This window comes from Hyphomicrobiales bacterium (assembly GCA_017642935.1).
Taxonomy (GTDB): Bacteria; Pseudomonadota; Alphaproteobacteria; order Rhizobiales; family MH13; genus MH13.
In genome coordinates this window covers 973,067-992,948 of sequence record JAEPOK010000001.1, presented here as the reverse complement: position 1 = coordinate 992,948, position 19,882 = coordinate 973,067, and the positions used below count along the sequence as shown (strand labels likewise).

General features: G+C 58.4%; 21 protein-coding genes. 12 read left to right on the top strand and 9 right to left on the bottom strand.

The genetic code is table 11. The annotated features are described in order from the left end of the window. Positions 1-8 precede the first annotated feature (8 nt). On the top strand, positions 9-758 hold the full coding sequence (locus JJ917_04735) for an SDR family oxidoreductase (GenBank protein ID MBO6698120.1): 750 nt from the start codon (positions 9-11) through the stop codon (positions 756-758). Then, the gene (locus JJ917_04730; GenBank protein ID MBO6698119.1) at positions 751-2,400 is read left to right on the top strand and encodes a thiamine pyrophosphate-binding protein; all 1,650 of its coding nucleotides are present in this window, start codon (positions 751-753) and stop codon (positions 2,398-2,400) included. Before JJ917_04735 ends, JJ917_04730 begins: the two co-directional genes overlap by 8 nt. Here JJ917_04730 and JJ917_04725 read toward each other — a convergent pair. Then, on the bottom strand, positions 2,397-3,830 hold the full coding sequence (locus JJ917_04725; protein ID MBO6698118.1) for an FAD-binding protein: 1,434 nt from the start codon (positions 3,828-3,830) through the stop codon (positions 2,397-2,399). The two genes, JJ917_04730 and JJ917_04725, sit on opposite strands and share 4 nt — an antisense overlap. 176 nt (positions 3,831-4,006) lie before the next feature. Here JJ917_04725 and mgtE point away from each other — a divergent pair, with 176 nt between their 5' ends. Then, a complete protein-coding gene (gene mgtE / locus JJ917_04720; GenBank protein ID MBO6698117.1) occupies positions 4,007-5,422 on the top strand; it encodes a magnesium transporter in 1,416 nt (471 codons plus the stop codon). 4 nt (positions 5,423-5,426) lie between these two features. Here mgtE and JJ917_04715 read toward each other — a convergent pair whose 3' ends face one another. Beyond that, the gene (locus tag JJ917_04715) at positions 5,427-5,900 is read right to left on the bottom strand and encodes an isoprenylcysteine carboxylmethyltransferase family protein (protein MBO6698116.1); all 474 of its coding nucleotides are present in this window, start codon (positions 5,898-5,900) and stop codon (positions 5,427-5,429) included. Positions 5,901-6,097: 197 nt separating this feature from the next. Between JJ917_04715 and JJ917_04710 the strand changes: the two genes are divergently transcribed. Beyond that, positions 6,098-6,466: a hypothetical protein gene (locus JJ917_04710; protein MBO6698115.1), complete on the top strand. Its 369-nt coding sequence runs from the start codon at positions 6,098-6,100 to the stop codon at positions 6,464-6,466. On the opposite strand, the gene JJ917_04705 is transcribed toward JJ917_04710, so the two are convergent. Then, on the bottom strand, positions 6,435-7,376 hold the full coding sequence (locus JJ917_04705; protein ID MBO6698114.1) for a DMT family transporter: 942 nt from the start codon (positions 7,374-7,376) through the stop codon (positions 6,435-6,437). The two genes, JJ917_04710 and JJ917_04705, sit on opposite strands and share 32 nt — an antisense overlap. A 320-nt stretch (positions 7,377-7,696) precedes the next feature. Here JJ917_04705 and JJ917_04700 point away from each other — a divergent pair, with 320 nt between their 5' ends. Next, complete coding sequence (locus tag JJ917_04700; protein MBO6698113.1) at positions 7,697-8,107, top strand: rhodanese-like domain-containing protein; 411 nt, start codon at positions 7,697-7,699, stop codon at positions 8,105-8,107. Positions 8,108-8,117: 10 nt separating this feature from the next. On the opposite strand, the gene JJ917_04695 is transcribed toward JJ917_04700, so the two are convergent. Further along, positions 8,118-8,447, bottom strand: a complete 330-nt coding sequence (locus tag JJ917_04695; protein MBO6698112.1) for a helix-turn-helix transcriptional regulator — start codon at positions 8,445-8,447, stop codon at positions 8,118-8,120. 258 nt (positions 8,448-8,705) lie between these two features. On the opposite strand from JJ917_04695, the gene JJ917_04690 reads away from it, so the two are divergent. Then, entirely contained in the window at positions 8,706-9,146 is a 441-nt protein-coding gene (locus JJ917_04690; GenBank protein ID MBO6698111.1) for a DUF1489 domain-containing protein, read from the top strand. Here JJ917_04690 and JJ917_04685 read toward each other — a convergent pair. Then, a complete protein-coding gene (locus JJ917_04685; protein ID MBO6698110.1) occupies positions 9,143-9,976 on the bottom strand; it encodes a pantoate--beta-alanine ligase in 834 nt (277 codons plus the stop codon). The two genes, JJ917_04690 and JJ917_04685, sit on opposite strands and share 4 nt — an antisense overlap. 106 nt (positions 9,977-10,082) lie before the next feature. Between JJ917_04685 and JJ917_04680 the strand changes: the two genes are divergently transcribed. Both JJ917_04680 and JJ917_04675 read left to right on the top strand, forming a co-directional pair. Next, entirely contained in the window at positions 10,083-10,790 is a 708-nt protein-coding gene (locus tag JJ917_04680) for a VWA domain-containing protein (protein ID MBO6698109.1), read from the top strand. Next, a complete protein-coding gene (locus JJ917_04675) occupies positions 10,787-11,518 on the top strand; it encodes a DnaJ domain-containing protein (GenBank protein ID MBO6698108.1) in 732 nt (243 codons plus the stop codon). The genes JJ917_04680 and JJ917_04675 overlap by 4 nt, the downstream gene beginning before the upstream one ends. Positions 11,519-11,562: 44 nt before the next feature. Here JJ917_04675 and JJ917_04670 read toward each other — a convergent pair whose 3' ends face one another. Continuing rightward, the gene (locus JJ917_04670) at positions 11,563-12,858 is read right to left on the bottom strand and encodes a D-alanyl-D-alanine carboxypeptidase (protein MBO6698107.1); all 1,296 of its coding nucleotides are present in this window, start codon (positions 12,856-12,858) and stop codon (positions 11,563-11,565) included. Between the two features lie 330 nt (positions 12,859-13,188). Here JJ917_04670 and JJ917_04665 point away from each other — a divergent pair, with 330 nt between their 5' ends. The 4 genes from JJ917_04665 to JJ917_04650 all read left to right on the top strand — a co-directional run bounded on the left by JJ917_04665 (position 13,189) and on the right by JJ917_04650 (position 17,188). Beyond that, positions 13,189-13,521: a phasin family protein gene (locus tag JJ917_04665; protein ID MBO6698106.1), complete on the top strand. Its 333-nt coding sequence runs from the start codon at positions 13,189-13,191 to the stop codon at positions 13,519-13,521. Between the two features lie 437 nt (positions 13,522-13,958). Next, entirely contained in the window at positions 13,959-14,312 is a 354-nt protein-coding gene (gene clpS / locus JJ917_04660) for an ATP-dependent Clp protease adapter ClpS (protein ID MBO6698105.1), read from the top strand. A 9-nt stretch (positions 14,313-14,321) separates the two neighbouring features. Further along, positions 14,322-16,781, top strand: coding sequence for an ATP-dependent Clp protease ATP-binding subunit ClpA (gene clpA, locus JJ917_04655; protein ID MBO6698104.1), 2,460 nt, complete (start codon positions 14,322-14,324; stop codon positions 16,779-16,781). 146 nt (positions 16,782-16,927) lie between these two features. Next, on the top strand, positions 16,928-17,188 hold the full coding sequence (locus tag JJ917_04650) for a cupin domain-containing protein (GenBank protein ID MBO6698103.1): 261 nt from the start codon (positions 16,928-16,930) through the stop codon (positions 17,186-17,188). A 12-nt stretch (positions 17,189-17,200) separates the two neighbouring features. Here JJ917_04650 and JJ917_04645 read toward each other — a convergent pair whose 3' ends face one another. The 3 genes from JJ917_04645 to JJ917_04635 are packed head-to-tail and all read right to left on the bottom strand — an operon-like array spanning position 17,201 to position 19,600. Further along, positions 17,201-17,623 carry an HIT family protein gene (locus JJ917_04645; protein ID MBO6698102.1) on the bottom strand — a complete coding sequence of 141 codons (423 nt, stop codon included), beginning with the start codon at positions 17,621-17,623 and terminating at the stop codon, positions 17,201-17,203. Between the two features lie 34 nt (positions 17,624-17,657). Next, positions 17,658-18,842 (bottom strand): N-acetyltransferase, encoded by a 1,185-nt coding sequence (locus JJ917_04640; protein MBO6698101.1) that lies wholly within the window; start codon positions 18,840-18,842, stop codon positions 17,658-17,660. Further along, on the bottom strand, positions 18,839-19,600 hold the full coding sequence (locus JJ917_04635) for a glycerophosphodiester phosphodiesterase (GenBank protein MBO6698100.1): 762 nt from the start codon (positions 19,598-19,600) through the stop codon (positions 18,839-18,841). Before JJ917_04635 ends, JJ917_04640 begins: the two co-directional genes overlap by 4 nt. Positions 19,601-19,882: the final 282 nt, after the last annotated feature.

The following is a 19,882-nucleotide window of genomic DNA, read 5'->3' as shown; positions in this document are numbered from 1 at the left end:
ACAATTGAATGGGACGTTTGGACGGCAAAACTTGCCTTATCACTGCCGCCGGCCAAGGCATCGGCAAGGCAACGGCGCTGGCGATGACCGAAGAGGGCGCACGCGTTGTTGCCACCGACATCAATGAAGCTGCCCTTGGTGACCTTGACGCGGGCGGATGCGAAACCCGTGTGCTCGACGTTCGAGACCCAGTCAGTATCGCAGAAGCCCAGAAAGCCGTCGGTGCCTTGGATGTGTTGTTCAATTGCGCAGGCTTCGTCGCACATGGAAGCATTCTCGATTGCGATGAGGAGAGCTGGGCCTTTTCGCTCGATCTCAACATGACAGCGATGTTCCGCGTCACCAAAGCCTTCCTGCCGGACATGATCGGTACTGGAGGCGGCACTATCATCAACATGTCGTCTGCCGCTTCATCCGTGATGGCGGTGCCCAATCGGTTTGTCTACGGCGCGACCAAGGCAGGCGTCATCGGCATGACGAAATCCATTGCCGCCGATTTCATCGGTCAGGGCATTCGTGCACACGCCATCTGCCCAGGCACGGTGGAAAGCCCGTCGCTGGAAGATCGTATCAGAAAACTCGGTGAAACCATGGGCGGCTATGAAGCGGCCAGAGCTGCGTTCATCAGTCGACAGCCAATGGGCCGGATCGGTAAACCTGAAGAAATCGCCGCTCTGGCTGTCTATCTTGCGTCCGATGAAGCAGCCTATTCCACTGGCACGATCCACGTGATCGATGGCGGCTGGAGCAATGTCTGAGGCGCCAGTCCACGGCGGAACTGTTCTCATTGATGCGCTGGCGGCCCAAGGCGTCAGACGCGTGTTCTGTGTGCCCGGCGAGAGCTATCTGGCCGCCCTCGATGCGCTTCACGACGCCAAGATAGAAACCATCGTTGTTCGCCAGGAAGGCGGCGCCACCATGATGGCCGAGGCCCATGGCAAGCTGACGGGTAAGCCTGGCATCGCTTTCGTGACCCGCGGACCCGGCGCGACCAATGCCGCGTCGGGCGTTCATGTGGCGTTCCAGGATTCCACGCCGATGATCTTGTTCATCGGCCAGGTCGCCACCGACCAACGCGATCGCGAAGCCTTCCAGGAAGTGGATTACCGCGCGATGTACGGCCCGCTCGCCAAATGGGTGGCAGAAGTCGATCGCGTCGATCGTATCGGCGAATATGTCAGTCGCGCCTTCCATGTCGCCCAAGCCGGTCGGCCCGGGCCTGTCGTGCTCGCGATGCCTGAGGACATCTTGTCCGCAACGCTTCATGAGCGGCCGCGAGTGCCGCCGGCTGCCACCTTACCGAAAGCCGAACCGTCAGTCGGAGACGTTGAAGAGGTCGCCCGTAGAATCAGCGAGGCAATACGCCCGTTTGTGATTGTCGGCGGGGGCGGTTGGACAGGCGAAGCCGCATCGGCACTTGCTGTGTTTGCCGAGAAGGCCCAGGTGCCGGTGGGCACGTCGTTTCGCTGCCAAGATTTTCTCGACAATCAACACCCCAACTATGCCGGCGATGTCGGTATTGCGCCCAATCCGGCGTTGGCCAAAACCATTGATGCGGCTGATCTCATCCTCGCGCTTGGGCCACGCCTCGGCGAGATGACAACCAGCGGCTACACGCTACTCAAACCACCGAAGACGCATCAGGCGCTCGTCCATGTTCATTCCGACGCTAATGAGCTTGGCCGTGTCTACCATCCCGACGTTGCGATTGCCTGCCGACCAGCGGCGATGGCCATCGCGCTGGCCGACGCAGCGCTTCCTCCGGCCGCTGACAGGACCAGCTACGTCGAAGGTTGTCGTAGCGGTTATGAGGCCTGGCAGGAACCGCAACCGACGACCGGTGATTTGCGCATGGAGAGTGTGATCAGCCACCTCAATAGGGTGCTCTCGGACGATGCGATCCTCACCAATGGCGCCGGCAATTACGCTGCCTGGCTCCATCGCTACTATCGCTACCGGACTTGGCGCACGCAGCTTGCGCCGACCTCCGGCTCGATGGGCTATGGACTGCCGGCGGCGATTGCTGCCAAACTCGAAGCGCCAGATCGTGACGTTATCTGCCTGGCCGGTGACGGTTGCCTGCAAATGGTGATCCAAGAGTTTGGAACGGCCGTTCAGTACGGTGCGAACGTCATCGTCTTGGTTGCGAACAACGGTGTCTACGGCACCATTCGCATGCACCAGCATCGCACCTATCCAGGCCGCCCGTCAGGGACTGATCTGAAAAACCCGGACTTCGCGGCGCTTGCGAACGCCTATGGTGGTTATGGCGCGACGGTAACCCGCGACGAAGATTTCCCCGCTGCGTTCCAAGCCGCGCGCCAGGCGAAGCGGCCAGCCATTCTTGATCTCAAGATCGACCCACGCGCCGTTTCGCCACGCATGGTGCTGGACGGTTAGAGGGGCAGAATCTTGCCGGGGTTCATGATGTTCTGCGGATCGAGCGCTTGCTTGATCGCGCCCATGACATCGACCGCCTCGCCAAGTTCACGGCGCAGATAAGGCGCTTTGCCTTGGCCGATCCCGTGCTCGCCGGTGCAAGTACCACCGGCCTCGATCGCCATTTCATTGAGCCATCCGACATAAGCCTTGGCGCGCGTGACCTCATCCTCGTTGTCCATGTCGATGAGCGGCAGAACGTGGAAGTTTCCGTCACCGACATGGCCAACAATCGGCGCCAGGAATCCTTCTTCTTCAGCGCGGGCCTGCGCTTTGCCGATACAGGTGGCAAGTTGCGAGATCGGGACACAAATGTCGGTTGATAGGCCCTTGGCGCCGGGTCGCAGTGTGAGGCTCGCCCAATAGGCATCGTGCCGGGCCTGCCAGATCCGATTGCGCTCTTCGGGACTGTTGGCCGACGGCATTGTTGTCCCGCCATGATCATCAACGATAGCCTTAAATAGGTCTGTGTATTCGGCAACCGCCGTTTCCGAGCCGTGAAACTCAACCAGCAGCAATGGCGCCTCATCAAAGTTCAAATTCGCATAATCATTGATAGCGCGCACCGTCAGCGTGTCGAGCAGCTCAATCCGGGCGACCGGCACGCCATATTGCATGGTCGCGATCACCGCTTCGCTGGCCTCGGCGACTGAACGAAAGGAAGCCGCAACACTGCCAACGGCTTCGGGGATGCCGAAAAGGCGCACAGTAAGCTCGGTGATGATGCCCAGCGTGCCTTCCGAACCGATCAACAATGCGGTCAGATCATAGCCGGCAGAGCTTTTGCGCGCCCGATGACCGGTGCGAACGATGCTGCCATTGGGTAGCACCGCTTCAACCGAGATGATCATATTCTTCATTGTACCGTAGCGCACCGCATTGGTGCCCGAGGCTCGCGTGGCGGCCATGCCGCCCAGTGTGGCGTCTGCGCCGGGATCAATGGGAAAGAACAGCCCTTGGTCGCGCAGCGTGGCGTTCAATTGTTTGCGCGTGACGCCAGGCTGCACAACGCAATCGAAATCCTGGGCGTTCACGCCAAGAACCTGGTTCATCCGCGACAGGTCAATCGAAATGCCGCCTTCTGGCGCATTCACATGGCCTTCCAACGACGTGCCGACGCCGAAAGGTATGATCGGTACATCATGCGCGGCGCAGGTCCGCACCACGAACGCGACGTCGTCGGTTGAACTGGCAAACACCACAGCGTCGGGCGGTTGGTTTTCGATCCAGGTTGTGGTGTGGCCATGCTGCTCACGAATGGCATCGCCGGTCTGAAACGCCGCGCCGAATCGCTCAGCAAAGGTCTCCGTCACCGTTTTCCAAGTGGTAGCCGAAAAACGACGGTCGGCAATCGCTGCCGGAGCAGCTGAAGTTGACGCGGCAGTGGACATGAAATCTCATCGGCTGGCGGCGGAAACGGGATGCTCCGACAATCGGTTGCACAAAACTATGAAGCTTGGCGCGGAATATGCAACCGCTTGATTGCCGTGCGCGTAGAGCGGTGTAACAACACCGGGCAGGGCATTGAACAAACGTTCCCGCAACGGTCATCGAACGGCACCAACCCATGGCACCAGAGCTAGAAACTGCACAGTCCGTTCCCGGGGCGGAAGCTCCGCCGCCCGATCCGATTCGCACTGAGGACGATCATCTCCTGCGCGATTATGTCGAATCGATACGCAATGCACTTGGTGAGGAAAACGCTGATGAACTGCGCGTGCTCACCGATCAGCTCTACGTTTCGGAGGTCGCCGAGCTTCTGACGATCTTGTCGGAGGAGGAACGTCCAAAGCTGATCGAGTTGATCGGCGAAAATTTCGATTTCGCAGCGTTGACCGAAGTCGATGAACAGATTCGCATCGATGTTCTCGACGCTCTGCCTTTGCATCTGATCGCAGCTGGATTCGTCGAGCTTGAGTCCGATGATGCCGTCTACATTCTCGAAGATCTGCCTGAAAACGCGCAAGCCGAGATCCTGCGCACGATCCCGACCCTGGATCGGCTCGCCCTGCAACGGGCCCTTGATTACCCCGAGGAATCGGCCGGTCGGCGCATGCAGTCCAACTTCATTGCCGTACCACCTTTTTGGACGGTTGGCCGGGCGATCGACTATATGCGCGAGGCAAGCGACCTGCCTGAAGAGTTCCACGATCTGTTCGTGGTCGATCCGGGGTATCGCCTGCTCGGTTTTGTCAAGCTCAATCGCATGCTGCGTTCCAAACGCCCGGTCACCATCGAGGCGATCATGGATGAGGTGCAGGAAATCAGCGCCGAGACCGACCAGGAAGATGCCGCCCGCACCTTCCAGAAATACGACCTGACCTCTGCGGCCGTTGTCGATACAGGTGGCCGGTTGGTTGGTGTCCTCACCATCGACGATATCATCGACGTTGTGCAGGAAGAGGCGGACGAAGATATCCGCGCGCTCGCCGGTGTTGGTGATGAAGAAGTGTCCGATAGTGTGCGCGCTATCACCCGCTCGCGGCTGCCATGGCTTTGCGTCAACCTGGCAACGGCCGTTCTGGCATCTCTGGTGATTGGCTTATTCGATGCCACGCTTGAACAAATGGTTGCACTCGCAATCCTGATGCCGATCGTTGCCTCCATGGGTGGTAACGCGGCCACACAGACCATGACGGTAGCCGTGCGCGCACTGGCTACCCACAGCCTCGATCCCTACAATATGGGCCGTGTGGTTCTGCGGGAAACCTATGTCGGCTTGGTCAATGGCGGTGCATTTGCGCTGCTTATGGGTGTGGTCGCAATCGTCTGGTTTGGCAGTGCAGGCCTTGGTTTCGTCATCGGCGCGGCGATGATTGTCAATATGCTGGCGGCAGCGCTCGCCGGTATTCTCATCCCGATCATCCTCGACCATTTCAAGATCGATCCAGCGATTGCCTCCAGCGTGTTCGTCACGACGGTAACCGATGTGGTCGGCTTCTTTGCGTTTCTTGGTCTGGCCGCCCTATGGTTCGGGATTTGAGCGACTATAACCAGCGCCGGACGCGCGAGGTGTAGTCGGCCCATTCGCGCGGGAAGCGTGCCGCCAGATGGGCCTCTTCGCGGCGGATCGCAAAATGGCCAATCGCGAAAGCAAGCGCTGGCGCAAGCACGATGTGCCACAGCGATCCGGCCAAAAGTCCAACGCCGACCAAGATCATCAAATTGCCGACATAGATCGGGTTGCGGGAATAGGCGAAGGGCCCATGCGTCACCAGCGCTTGTGATCCACGATGCGGCAGGATTGTCGTTTTTGCCCGGGTGAATGTGAAAGACGCCCATGCATCCAGACCCAAGGCTAAAGCAATCAGGACGAAGCCAGCAAACTGGCTAAATGACGTTCGTGCGACGTCGAAGGGCACGACGGCGCGCAACACGAAACCTAGACCAATGAAAAGAACCAACAGCACTGGCGGCCAGGGGAAGCGGTTCGGTCGCTCTTCGATGTTCCAATCGCTCATGTTTGCTGTCCTACGTCGGGGTCCTAGCCGGTATTCAACGAAGGCCCGACACAAGGCATGTTGCAGCGCGGCAACACCAGCGCCTTCATGGTGAAAAAGGCCTTACCGGGCCCATGATAAATGTTTTCGAAACGGATTGCTGTGATATGTGACGCGCCGCACAGATTAGTTGACCTGTCCATGGAATAGCTTGCCCCATGCTCAAGCGGATTGCCCTTTTTATCCTTGCCCATATGGCCTTTCTCGGTGTTGCCGCTGCGATCGTTGCCGCATCGACGACCAATGCGGACGCGCAGCGCAGCGACAATCCCTATGACATGCGCTTCGTGACCACGCAGGAACAGCCTCTGCGAGCTGGCCCTGAGATGGACAGTGCCGTTTCAGGAACGGTGGAAGCTGGCGTGCGCGATGTTGCCATGCGTTGGTGCCGTCCAGAATTTGATTTCCAAGGATGGATGTTCGGTTCCCCGCGTGCCCAACAAAACCAGTTGAACGAGCGCATGTGCGAAGTGAACGCCGATGGTCAAATCGGCTTCATTCCCGGATCGGCGCTTCGCGTTCAGTAGGCGTTCCGGCCCGTCGTTTTAGTCGCGCCACGCCTAGCCCTACCAGTATCAGGCCAAGGCCAGCCAGCAGGCTGAGCGTTATGGGCTCTGATAGCCAAAGCGCAGCGATACCCACGCCAAAAACTGGCACAAGATAGATGCTGAGCCCGAAATAGCTCATGCCAACAGTGCGGATGAGCGTGTAGCGCAGAATGTAAGCACCGCCGGTCGTGATCGCGCCCAAATAGAGCATTGCAACCAGCGCATCGCGGCTTAAGCCACTGACAATCATCACGATATCTGGCGCCATTACCGGCGTCGCCAAAACCAGAAGCAGGCTGCCAAAGCCCAAAACGAGGCTCGCAAGCTGATGCGGTGGCACATCTGTGATCCGTCGAACAAACACCCCTGAGACGGCGTAACAAGCGCTTGCCGCAAGAGCTGCGGCTTGTGCCAAGCGAGCTTCGAAATTGCCGCCCGACAGGCCTGTGAAGGCATCAACGCCAAGGACGATCGCAACTCCGAGAAAGCCAATCGCAACGCCTGCGAGTTTCGGGCCGGAAAGCCGGTCGTCACGGGTGGCGACATGGCTCATCAATAGCCCGAACAAAGGCCCGGCACCCATCAGGAGTGCCATCAGCGATGCATTGATGTGCTGCTGCGCCCACGTGACCAGAAAGAACGGGATGATGAGGTTGAAGGCGCAGAGGAAGGCCAGCAGCGCCCAACTGCTCCCTCGCGACGGCCAAACCCAACCGCGAGCCAGCGCATAGGGTAGCAACACCGCAAAGCCGATCAGCACACGGGCAAGCACCAGCCCAAATGGGCCAAGTTCCGGCACAGCGATCTTGATGGCGGTAAAAGCGGATCCGTAGATCGCTGCCAGCAAGATCAAAAGCAGGACGTCGGAAAAGGTGGCTGGCCGGATCACGGTGAGTCGCTACACGCGGCAATCCGTTTTGGCAAACGACGACAAGAGCGTTCACCATCAACAATTGAATTGCTGCTATGCAAAAATGGTACCTTGCGGTGCGGTAAACACTTCGTTAATGAGCCGCACGCTTCGCTGTTTCAAGTCTGTTTGCGAGGCGGTGTGAGGGCTTCATGATCAATAGTGATACGGTTTCTTGCTGGACGGCTGCGCGCTGGACAGTGGCTTGCGCCTTATGCGTTGTAGCCTTGGTCTGGTTTTTTGGCGGCTTTGAGACCACCGCTCTTGCGGTCGTGTCCAACTAGATTGCACAAAGCGTCATGACTGACGCGACCGACAGTCTCCCAAGTCCAGGCAAGGCGGCCCAATTGGTTGCCGAAGCAGACGCCGCCGTGGGCCATATCACAGCTGAGGCGGCTAAAACGCTCCTGGAAAACGAAGAATCCTGGTTCATCGATGTACGCGATGTCCGCGAGCTCGCGAAAACTGGACGCATCCCCGGCGCAAAGCATTGCCCGCGCGGCATGCTCGAATTCTGGATCGATCCGCAAAGCCCCTATCACAAGCCGCTTTTTGCCGAAGAAGCACAGTTTGTCTTCTACTGCGCCAGCGGTTGGCGATCGGCGCTCGCTGCCCAAACAGCCAAAATGATGGGATTGGATCAGGTTACGCACCTGAAGGGCGGAATATCAGCCTGGATTGACGCCGGATTGCCTGTCGAGCAACGCTGATCCCGAAAAACTAGCCGGTGAAGATATCTTGCAGCTTTAGCAGCAGCTCTTCGACCCGCTCATCGGCAATCCGATAAAAGGCCATCTGACCGTCCTTACGGAAATCAACGAGATTATCGGCCCGCAAACGAGCCAGATGTTGCGACATTGCCGATTGGCCAAGGCTGATCGATTGCGAGAGAAACGACACGGTCGCTTCGCCCTTAGCTGCAAGTAGGCATAAAATCATCAGCCTGCGCTCATTGGCAATCAGCTTAAGATAGCTGGCGGTTTCTGCCGCATTGATATTCAGCGAACCGTAACCGGTGCTTTGGGCGGCAAAAGGAGTTTGGTCGTTCATCGCAAATCGTAATGCTGTTAAATCAAAGTTGGCCAAACAAGCCTTGGCACCGCTGTTCGCAATAGGGCCTATCTGATGGCGTTAGGTTAGCTTCACGGAGGCCGTAGCGCCTATCCGTGATGCTCCATACGTAGTGCAGTTCTAGACGTTTGGTTGCGTTGAAAACGGACTGCAATTCAAGCTTGAGACCTGTGGATCGCCCGCATCACATGCGTAGTATTGCTTGGTTTGGCAGATATCACGGGGCATGATGCCGCGATGAGCCTTCACCTTCTGAAATTATGCGTCGGTGCCGAATCGTTGGACGATCATCGGCATTGGGTGGCGATGACATTGGAGCGCAAACGCCGCGGCGGTCTCCCGGTTGAGCAACTCCACACCACGCGCATGGTCCCCAAGCAGCGTGACGCGCTTCTTGATGGTGGATCGCTCTATTGGGTGATCAAAGGCACGATTGCCTGCCGCCAACGGCTGCTCGACATCCGCCCGTTCAAGGACGACGACGGCATCAGTCGTTGCCACCTGGTGCTTGAGCCGGACTTGATCGCAACCCGGCCGCAGCCAAGACGACCGTTCCAGGGTTGGCGTTATCTCAAGCCAGAGGATGCGCCCGCCGATCTGGCAAACTTGGCAGGCGAGGGGGCGGAGGCGATCGAGCCGTCGATGCGGCGCGATCTTGTTGAGCTCGGACTGCTCTAGACGGCGATATTGTCAATCAAGCGCGTTTTCCCAAGCCAAGCCGCCGCCAACAACCGCGCATTTGTGAGGTCGGTCATCGGCCCGAGGGTATCCTTGTCGCGCAACGCGAAATAGTCAGGCTTAAATCCTGCCGCTCTGACGTGGGCGAGTGCCGTTCCGACCGCCCGTTCTTCGCCTTCGTCGGCCAGCAAACTGTCGCGACAGGCCTGCAGCGCGCGGTGCAGCTCTGGCGCGCGTTGGCGCTCGTCCGATGAAAGGTAAGCATTACGCGAGGATAGCGCGAGGCCGTCGGATTCTCGGATGGTTGGGCTTGCCTGGATCGAAACGGGTATTTTGAGGTCCTCGACCATGCGTTTGATTACGAGCAACTGTTGATAGTCTTTCTCGCCGAAAACCGCCACGTCGCACATGGCAGCAAGAAGTAACCGACTAACGACGGTTGCCACACCGTGAAAAAAATGCGGGCGGAAATCAGCTTCCAGGCCAAGCGCAGGTCCTTCCATGATGATGCGCGTGGCATCGTTCGGCCCGTAAATCTCATGCGCGTCAGGGACGAAAACAGCGTGCACGCCGGCTTTTTCCAGCGCTGCTAGATCGTCAGCCTCCTGGCGCGGGTAGCGATCGAGATCCTCGTTCGGCCCGAACTGGGTGGGGTTCACAAAGATCGTCGCAATTACTGCATCAGCGCGGTTCGCGGCATCGCCAACAAGGGCTAGATGCCCAGCGTGGAGCGCGCCCATTGTTGGTACAAGGGCGCTGGTCTTGCCAGCGGCCTTGAGCGCGGATTGAATCGCGCGAAGGTCAGAAACGGTGCGACAAACGAGGGTCATGGATGGCTAATCTGTGCTGAAAAGGGCAAGTGCGGCCACGAAACGCAGCCGGTTTGTCCGCCCTATACCCTTCTCAAGCTGCCTTGTGCATCCCAAATGAAGACGCATGACGAAACAAACGCCTACCGTCAAACCTGACACCAAGCCGACAAAGGCCAGCAAAACTGGTTCTGTCGATGCGTTCGTTGCCGCCCTTGGCAGCGCCCCGAAGCCCGGCTCATCCGGTCGATTGCTGTTCGCACTTGATGCCACGCTTAGCCGAGAACGCACATGGGACCGGGCGATGCACATCCAATCGGCGATGTTCCAGGAAGCCAACACGGTCAACGGCTTGGCGATGAAGCTTATCTACTTTCGCGGTTTCAATGAATGCCGCGCCTCGGGATGGCAAACCGACGGCAACTCACTGGCCCGTTTGATGCAAGGCATCGGATGTCTCGGCGGCCAGACGCAAATTGGGCGCGTCCTAAGCTTTGCCCGCAAGGAGATCGCCAAGGCCCCTGTCCCCGCACTGGTCTATATTGGCGATGCCGTCGAGGAGGACGCCGATGCGCTCAGCCAGATGGCCGGTGAACTTGGGCTTCTCGGTTGCAAGCTGTTCATGTTCCACGAAGGGACTGATCGCTTTGCTGGCAGTGTATTCCGCTCGATGGCCAACAACTCCGGTGGTGGTTATTTTCAGTTTGACGAACGTTCAGCCGAAACGTTAGCGCGTCTCTTGCAGGCCGTGGCGCGCTATGCCTCCGGTGGTCGCGCAGCACTTGAGAGTGCGCAAAGCCGGGAAGGGCGTCTTTTGCTGGAGCAGATGCGATGATCTATCTGATCTTTGGGCTGGTCCTCTTGGCACTGTTCCTCCTCGCCGGACGGGCCTTAACAAGGGTTCCGGCCGCCAAGATCGCCCAGCACGCGCGCTTCGGTGGCATTGCATTGCTGGTCGGTCTGGCGGGGTTGTTGCTGCTCACAGGTCGCGTTGGCGCCATGAGCCATGTGTTTGCGCTCGCCAACCATGCCATGCGCAACCGCGCCATGTTTCGTGGGCGACCCAAAGGCTTTGATGATGTCGATGGGGTGTACGGTGCGCAGCGGACGAGCGGTGGTCCGACGGTCAGCACCAAATATCTGGAAATGAAGCTCGATCAAGGAACCGGAGAAATCGCAGGCACCTTTATCGACGGTCCATGGAAGGGCAGGGCGCTTAACGCCTGTTCCCGCGATGAACTCACCAACGCGCTTGGCGCGATGGCCGATGATGGCGAGAGCGTGCGCTTGTTAGAAGCGTACCTGGACCGCACGTTTGCCGGTTGGCGAGAACACCATGACCAAGGGTCGAGTGGCCGGAGCGCCGGCGCGGCGGATACGGGCGGCATGGCTGAAGACGAGGCCTATGAGATCCTGGGGCTTCAGGCGGGCGCCAATGCCGACGCCATTCGTGCGGCGCACCGGCGTTTGATGGCTAACATCCATCCCGACAGAGGCGGATCGACCTACCTTGCGGCCAAGGTCAATCTTGCCAAGGAAGTTTTGCTGAAGTTGCACGGCTGATACTCCTAAAACACAAAAAGCCGAGAAAGATGTGGGCTCGTCCGTTAGCGGTCTGGGCGGACCGCGAGGCAAGCAAAGCTTTGCGCTTCCAAGGCGCTACAGGCAGCCTGTGCGCGGTCTCGGCTGTTGAACCCGCCGAACCTGGCACGCCAAAGGGTCGCGCCGTTGGATTGAATGCTTTGCGTGTAGGGCGTGCGCGCGGTCAGATCGTTCACCCGTCCCCTGGCTTGCACCAACATATTCACAGCGGCCTCTTGGCTCGGTAAAGCGCCGATTTGGATGGTCCATCCATCCACCGGAACGCTGCCGAGCTGCATCCCACCTGGCGCGGACGCGGTCGCAGTTGGCGCTGCAGGGGAATGCGTTGCCACCATGCTTGCCGAAGCTGGTGCGGAAACCGTCGCCACTTCAACGGCGGCCAGCGGTGCGGGCAATGGTTGCGGCGGCGTCGACGCCATCATTGCGTTCGCCGCGGCAAAGGCAACCGCAGGCAGGGCTGCTGGATGCGGCACAGGCGAGGGTGGATTGAACTGCGCACGCGCAACCAGCAGGCGAGCGGTACGTGGACCGGTGGATGCCTGTGGCAGATGCCGAGCAATCAGGTCACGCATATGGGCGTTACGGCTCGCGCCAGTGCGTCCACCCATCACAACAGCAACAATGTGGCGGCCACGATCATTGACCGAGGATAGCAGGTTGAAGCCGGACGCTCGGATGAAGCCGGTTTTGATGCCATCAACGCCGCGCACCGTGCCAAGAAGACGGTTGTGATTGCGGTAGGTGCGGCCAGCATAACGGAAACTGGTGGTCGAGAAGACCTGGTAGCGCTGTGGAAAGCGCTCATAGATCGCACGTCCCATCAAAACCATGTCGTGGGCGGTGGTGCGCTGTTCGCGGTTGGGCAGGCCGGAGGCATTTCGGAACGTTGTGTTGCTCATGCCAATGCGGCGCGCCGTTTCGGTCATGCGCTGGGCAAAGCTCCATTCGGTGCCACCAATATGTTCAGCAACAACCGATGCGGCATCGTTGGCCGATTTCGTGACCAGCGAGAGCATCGCATCGCGGACAGTGATCGTTTGACCCTGACGCAATCCGAGTTCGGAAGGCGGTTGGGATTGGGCATGCGCTGATACGTTCATGCGCGTATCGAGCGAAAGGCGGCCAGCCTCCAGCTCTTCAAACAGAATGTAGAGCGTCATCACTTTTGTCAGCGATGCCGGGAACCGCGGCGCATTGGCATGTCGGGAGAAAAGGACCTCGCCATTGCGCGCGTCAACGACCAGCGCCGCATAACGGGGATTGGCGTTGGCCGAAGAAGGTCCGGAAAACGAACCGAACATGACGCCAACAGCAACAAGCAGTGCAAGCCAAGCCTGCACCAACGATACTCTACGCAACACACTACCACCCATTGGTTTTCCTGCTCAGATACGCGAGCCGGTACGCCCCCAAAGCTTTCTGTCCAGGCAGAACGCGCTTGAACCAAGCTTTGGCGGTCAAACTACGGATTTAAGGGTTTCAGAAGGGTTAAATGCACGGCAGAAATTGCAATTTGTGCAGCGCAACAATTTCGTCTTGACAGCAATGTTGCGATGCACATATATCGTTGTGCGCTGCAAACAAAGGCGGCCCATCTTTTCAGACGATAACCACCTTATGGAGCTAAGGACATGATGACGAATTTCGACGATATCCAGAAGACCGGCAAAGAAAACATGGACTTGGCGATGGCCTCAGTGGCCGCTATGTCCAAAGGCGTTCAGGCGCTGGCCCTGGAAACCCAGGATTATTCCAAGAAAGCCATGGAAACCGGTTCTGCCGCCATGGAAGACCTGCTTGCAGCCAAGTCGCTCGACAAAGCTGTTGAAGTGCAGTCCGATTACATGAAGTCCGCTTACGAAGCGTTCGTTGGCCAGGCAACCAAAGTCAACGAAATGGTCGTCGACCTCGCCAAAGAAACCTACAAGCCTTATGAAGGCATGTTCGCCAAAGTGGCCAAATAAGCTGACGCGGTCGCATTGAGCCGCCGCCGAGTGGGTTCGATGCCGACATATTGAGAGTTGATCGATCATTTGATCGGTCGCGCTCCAACTGTCTCAAGAAGGGCTGGTGCCGCATGGCACCGGCCCTTTCTTTTGTCGCTCATGCACACTGTTTTTGCGCGTCATGGCGTTTGAATATCGCCTGGCTGCCTGCAGCCGAAGACGCTCGCGCAGGCAAGCCACCGTCTGCCCCTTTAAATCTTGCAGGTGGCGCATATTTAATAGGCTGTGCCCGGCAGATTATTGGCCTTGAAGGCACCGCTATTGTGCTTCACCATCCAACCCAATCAGACTGCACCATGGTATTAACGACCGTGATCGCCGAACCGACGCAATTGACCAGCCCGACCATGTCCGACCTGACCAAGACCAACTCCGCGCTGCCCCCCGTGATCCGCATCCCAAAGACAACGCTTTCTAGCGAGGGCGCCGATGGGGGTGATGATGACGATACCGGCAGCGGTACGGCCGTCATCACGCGCACCAAACCCAAGGTCAAACGCCCCAATCTGTACCGGGTATTGCTGCTCAATGATGATTACACACCGATGGAGTTCGTCGTGCACGTGCTTGAGCGGTTCTTTCGCAAGACCCGTGATGAAGCGACCCAGATCATGCTGCATGTCCATCAGAACGGTGTGGGCGAATGCGGCGTCTACACCTACGAAGTGGCGGAGACCAAAGTGACTCAAGTCATGGATTTCGCCCGACAGAATCAGCACCCTTTGCAATGCGTTATGGAAAAAAAGTGAGAGCCGCCTGTGCCAACCTTTTCCCGTAGTCTTGAAAAAGCCCTGCATCGCGCCTTAGCCGGCGCCAATGAGCGCAGTCATGAATATGCAACGCTGGAGCACCTGCTTCTGGCGCTCATGGACGATGAGGACGCGCTCGGCGTCATGCAGGCCTGCAGCGTTGACGTAGCCGCGCTCCGCGATGCTGTTGCCGACTATGTCGATCACGAACTGGTCGACCTCACCGCCGAAAACGGCGAAGAGGCCAAACCAACCGCTGGGTTTCAGCGCGTTATTCAACGCGCGGTGATCCACGTACAGTCTTCCGGCCGTGATGAAGTGACCGGCGCCAACGTTCTGGTTGCCATCTTTGCCGAACGTGAAAGCCACGCCGCCTACTTCCTGCAAGAGCAGGACATGACCCGTTATGACGCGGTTAATTACATCTCGCACGGCATCGCCAAGCGTCCGGGTGCGAGCGAACCGCGCACGCCGCGCGGCGCCGATGAAGAAGTGGGCGAGGGTGAAGGTCGCGAAGCGAAGAAAAACGAAGCGCTGGAAGCCTATTGCGTCAATCTCAACGAGAAAGCCAAGGACGGTAAGATTGATCCGCTGATCGGTCGCGGCAAAGAGATTCAGCGCACCGTGCAAGTGCTCTGCCGTCGTCAGAAGAACAATCCGCTGCTTGTTGGTGACCCAGGTGTTGGTAAAACGGCCATCGCCGAAGGCTTGGCCAAACGCATCGTGGACGGTGACGTGCCACAGGTGCTCGCCGATGCGACCGTGTTCTCACTCGATATGGGCGTGTTGCTCGCCGGCACGCGCTATCGCGGCGATTTCGAGGAACGTCTGAAGCAGGTCGTCAAGGAAATCGAAGCCTATGACGGCGCGATCATGTTCATCGATGAAATTCACACCGTGATCGGCGCCGGCGCGACCTCCGGTGGCGCCATGGATGCCTCGAACCTGCTCAAACCCGCACTTGCCGCCGGCACGCTGCGCTGCATTGGCTCGACGACCTACAAGGAATACCGCCAGTTCTTCGAGAAGGACCGGGCGCTCGTTCGCCGATTCCAGAAGATCGATGTCACCGAGCCAAGTGTGCCGGACGCCATCGAGATCCTGAAGGGCCTGAAGCCCTATTTCGAGGACTATCACAAGGTTCGCTACACCCATGATGCCATCAAGACGGCCGTTGAATTGTCGGCGCGTTACATCAATGACCGCAAACTGCCGGACAAAGCCATCGACGTGATCGATGAGACCGGTGCCTCGCAGCAATTGGTGCCCGAAAACCGGCGCCGTAAAACCATCGGTGTCAAAGAAGTGGAGAACGCCATTGCTTTGATGGCGCGTATCCCACCCAAGAACGTTACAAAAGACGATGCCGAAACCATCAAAGGGCTTGAGACCAACCTGCGTCGGGTGGTCTTCGGTCAGGATGATGCAATCACTGCGTTATCCGCCGCCATCAAGCTGTCCCGTGCGGGTCTTCGTGAGCCAGAAAAGCCGATTGGCAACTATTTGTTCTCCGGCCCGACCGGTGTCGGCAAGACCGAGGTCGCCAAGCAACTCGCCAATCTGCTTGGCGTGGAACTGCTGCGGTTCGATATGTCGGAGTATATGGAGCGGCACGCCGTTTCACGGCTGATCGGCGCGCCTCCTGGCTATGTCGGCTTCGACCAAGGTGGCTTGCTGACCGATGGTGTCGACCAGCACCCTTATTGCGTGCTCCTGCTTGATGAGATCGAAAAGGCCCATCCGGACCTCTTTAACGTGCTCTTGCAGGTCATGGATCACGGCAAGCTGACCGACTCCAATGGTAAGGAAGTCGATTTCCGCAATGTGATCATCATCATGACCACAAATGCGGGCGCGCAGGACATGGCCAAACCGGCGATTGGCTTCAAATCGGCGCGCCGTGAAGGCGAGGACATGGAGGCGATCAACCGCCTGTTCGCGCCGGAATTCCGCAACCGCTTGGATGCGATCATCCAGTTCGGGCATTTGCCGCAAGAGGTTGTCTTCCGTGTGGTCGACAAATTCGTGCTGCAGCTGGAAACGCAGCTCTCTGATCGCAACGTGGTCATCGAGCTGACCGACAAGGCACGCGAATGGCTGGCCATTGAGGGCTATGATGAGCATATGGGCGCGCGGCCATTGGGACGCGTGATCCAGGAGCATATCAAGAAGCCACTGGCTGATCAGGTTCTCTTTGGAAACTTGGTCAAAGGCGGGACGGTGCGGGTCGATCTCGATCAGAACGAGAAAGGCAAAACCGTTGGATTGAAACTGGAAACGGTCGCCGAACCGGTGAAGCCTAAGCCCGATCCGGTTCCGTCCAAAGCCAAACGCAAGGCACCGGCGAAGAAGAAGACGGTGGCCAAGGCGACCGCCACCAAAGCCCCAACGGGCAAAGCCTCTGGGCGCAAAAAGCCCGGCTCAAGCGGCGGCCGCGGCGCAGTGCCCAAGGTGCCGTTGAAGACTTAGTTGGAAAAAGGCCGGGCAATTGTCCGGCCTTTTTGCTTAGGGAGGAAATCTTGAAGCCAGAAGCCATCAACCTGGCGGCCAAGCTCAGCCAGTTTTCTGACCAATGGTCACCAAAGATCGTCGGTCAGTTCAACGACAACGACATCATGGTGGTCAAAGTGCAGGGCGAGTTCGTCTGGCACGACCATCCCGACACCGACGATTTCTTTCTGGTTCTCGATGGCGAAGTGCGGATCGAAACCGAGGATGGCAATGTCACACTTGGGCCTGGTGAGCTCTACGTTGTTCCGAAGGGCAAAAAGCACCGTCCGGTCGCCGATCGCGAAGCCCACCTCTTGCTCATTGAACCGCGCGGCACGCCCAACACCGGCGATGAGACCACCGCCGTCATCAAAGAGACGATCTAGAAATCATCCCGGTCAGCCGAGAATGGCGCGATACTTTTCAGCCTGGCTGGCCAGCATCGCCTGGTCGGCCATCTCGCCAGTATGCGGCTTCAGCGGCACGCCGGTGTGCCGCGGGATCACATGCACGTGCAGGTGAAACACCGACTGGCCACCGGCCGCCTCATTGAATTGCTGGATCGTAATCCCGTCGGCCTCAAAGGCCTGATTAGCGGCCTGCGCCACCTTCTGTACCGCCTCGAACAGCGCAGCCAACGTGGCTGGATCGGCGTCGAGCAAGTTGCGTGATGGCGCCTTTGGAATCACCAGCGCATGCCCCTCCGCCTGCGGCATGACATCCATGATAGCCAGAACCTGGTCATTCTCCAGAATCGTATGACTTGGAATCTCCCCCTGCAAAATCTTGGCGAAGATGTTCTGCGGATCATAGTCAGTCATGGCAGGGTCCTTGGCGACAGTCTTGGAGGCGTGATCAAGCTTTGCGGAAAGGGGTGCGCTGTTCAAGATATTGCGCGTCGAACATCACCTGCTCACGCTCGCCAGCCAGATAATCCGAAACGGCGCGGCGAAAGCTCTCATTGGGAATGTAGTGCATGCTCGTTGTGATCGCCGGAATATACCCGCGCGCTAGCTTGTGCGCACCTTGGGCTCCGGCTTCGACGCGGTCGAGCTTGTTTGCGATCGCATAGTCGATGGCCTGATAATAACAGACCTCAAAGTGCAGAAACGGATGATGCTCCGTGCAACCCCAGTTGCGCCCATAAAGCGCGTCGGCACCTTTGAAATTGAGCGCGCCGGCGACATACCGTCCCCCGCGTTTGGCCATGATCAGCACGATGTCCTCGGCCATACGCTCGCCGATCAGCGAGAAGAACGAACGCGTCAGATAGGGTTGACCCCATTTGCGCGCGCCGGTGTCCTGGTAAAAAACGAAGAACGCGTCCCAATGCTCTTCCTTTAAATCGCTTCCGGAAATCCACGCGATTTCGATGTCATTGGCCAGCGCGTCGCGGCGCTCCTTGCGAATTTGCTTGCGCTTGCGCGATGCCAACGCCGCCTCAAAGTTTGAAAACCCTGCATAGTCTTCATTGTACCAATGGAACTGCTGGTCGTGGCGGGTGAGAAAATCATGCGCCTCAAGAAGCTGTGCCTCCTCGTCGCTGACGAATGTGATGTGCGCTGAGGATAGGCCGAGCTTGTCGACGACCGCCTTGGCACCTTCGGCCAGCAGAGCCTGAGAGCCGGTTTCTTCCCCACGCGTGAGCAGTTTTGGGGCGCTGGCCGGCGTGAACGGAATGCTTGATTGCAGTTTGGGATAGTATCGCCCGCCGGCCCGCTCATAGGCGTCGGCCCAAGCATGGTCGAAGACATATTCGCCATAGCTGTGCATCTTCAAATAAGCGGGTAGGGCGGCTTCGACGATGCCGTCGGAATCGCGAAGGATAACGTGCGAGCCGATCCATCCGGTTTCCGGTTCCGCCGAACCGGAATCTTCCAAGGCTGACAAAAATGCGTGAGAAACGAAAGGGTTGTACGCCACACCAGAGGTGCGCGAGGCGCCTTCTAACGCATCCCAAGCGTCTTTGGGCATGTCGCCAATGCTTTCAACCGTCTCAAGCGTGCGCGCACCGTCCTGGCCGGTGTCCGGTTCACTCATGGCGCAAGCTCATGCGGGTCGAAACCCTCAAAGGTGATGGCATCAACATAGCGGCTGACCCGTTTGGCGGCGGCGGCGTTTTTTACGGTCCAGCACAGCAGCGCCTTGCGTCCGAGCCACTTGGCGAGCAGTGGAGAGACAGCCGGCAAATGGTCGTGATTGTAGGATACAAAATCGCACCAAAGCGCTGGCCGGTGCAGTAAAGCGCCCTGAACAAAACTCTGCCATCGCGATAAATGCACCCAATGCTCATACCCCATGCTTGCCGAAACAATGCCCAGCGGACGACCGAGCCTGTGGGTACGCAGGCGGGCAACAAGCGCTGGATCGAACGACATCAGAGCCAGCGGGCCGGGATAAGCGTTCGTCGCGCCAGCAACTGCATCGGCAAGACCCAACTGTCCGTCAAAATTGCTCTTGAGCTCCACCAGCAGCGGCGTTCGCCCATCCACATGGGCCAGCACTTTGGCGAGCGACGGAATCGTCGTCCCCGACCCGGTCACTGGGATAGCTTCCAAAGCCTCACGTGTATGATCGCGCACATCACCTTTTTCCGCTGTCAAACGGCCCAAAGTATGGTCATGAAAGACCACCACATCTCCATCGGCCGTCGGCTGCACATCCAACTCGATGGCAAAGCCACGCTCAATCGCTGCCTCAAACGCCGGTATCGTGTTCTCGACAAGGCCATGGCTTCTGTCGTGCAGGCCGCGATGCGCCGCGGGACGAGCGGTCAACCAAAGGGGAGTGTTCGGCATTGGGTGCTAAGAGACCAGCGTCTTAAACGGACCGCAAAGGCCGGCCAGATTAACGCCAAAACCGGCAAATCGTTGCTCGAAACGCATGGGACGTGTATCTCAAAATTGATGTGAACTTGACCGGCCACGGGACCTGACCACCTCTTGCAGCCTTATCATCTAAAGACGCGCGAGCGAACGTCCAGTGGCTTCGGCCAGCGGCGCAACGGTTTTTTGCTGTTCAGCAGTCTGCTGTCCCTATCTGCCGTTTTTACGGCGTCGACCGCTGAGGCTTCGGATGGT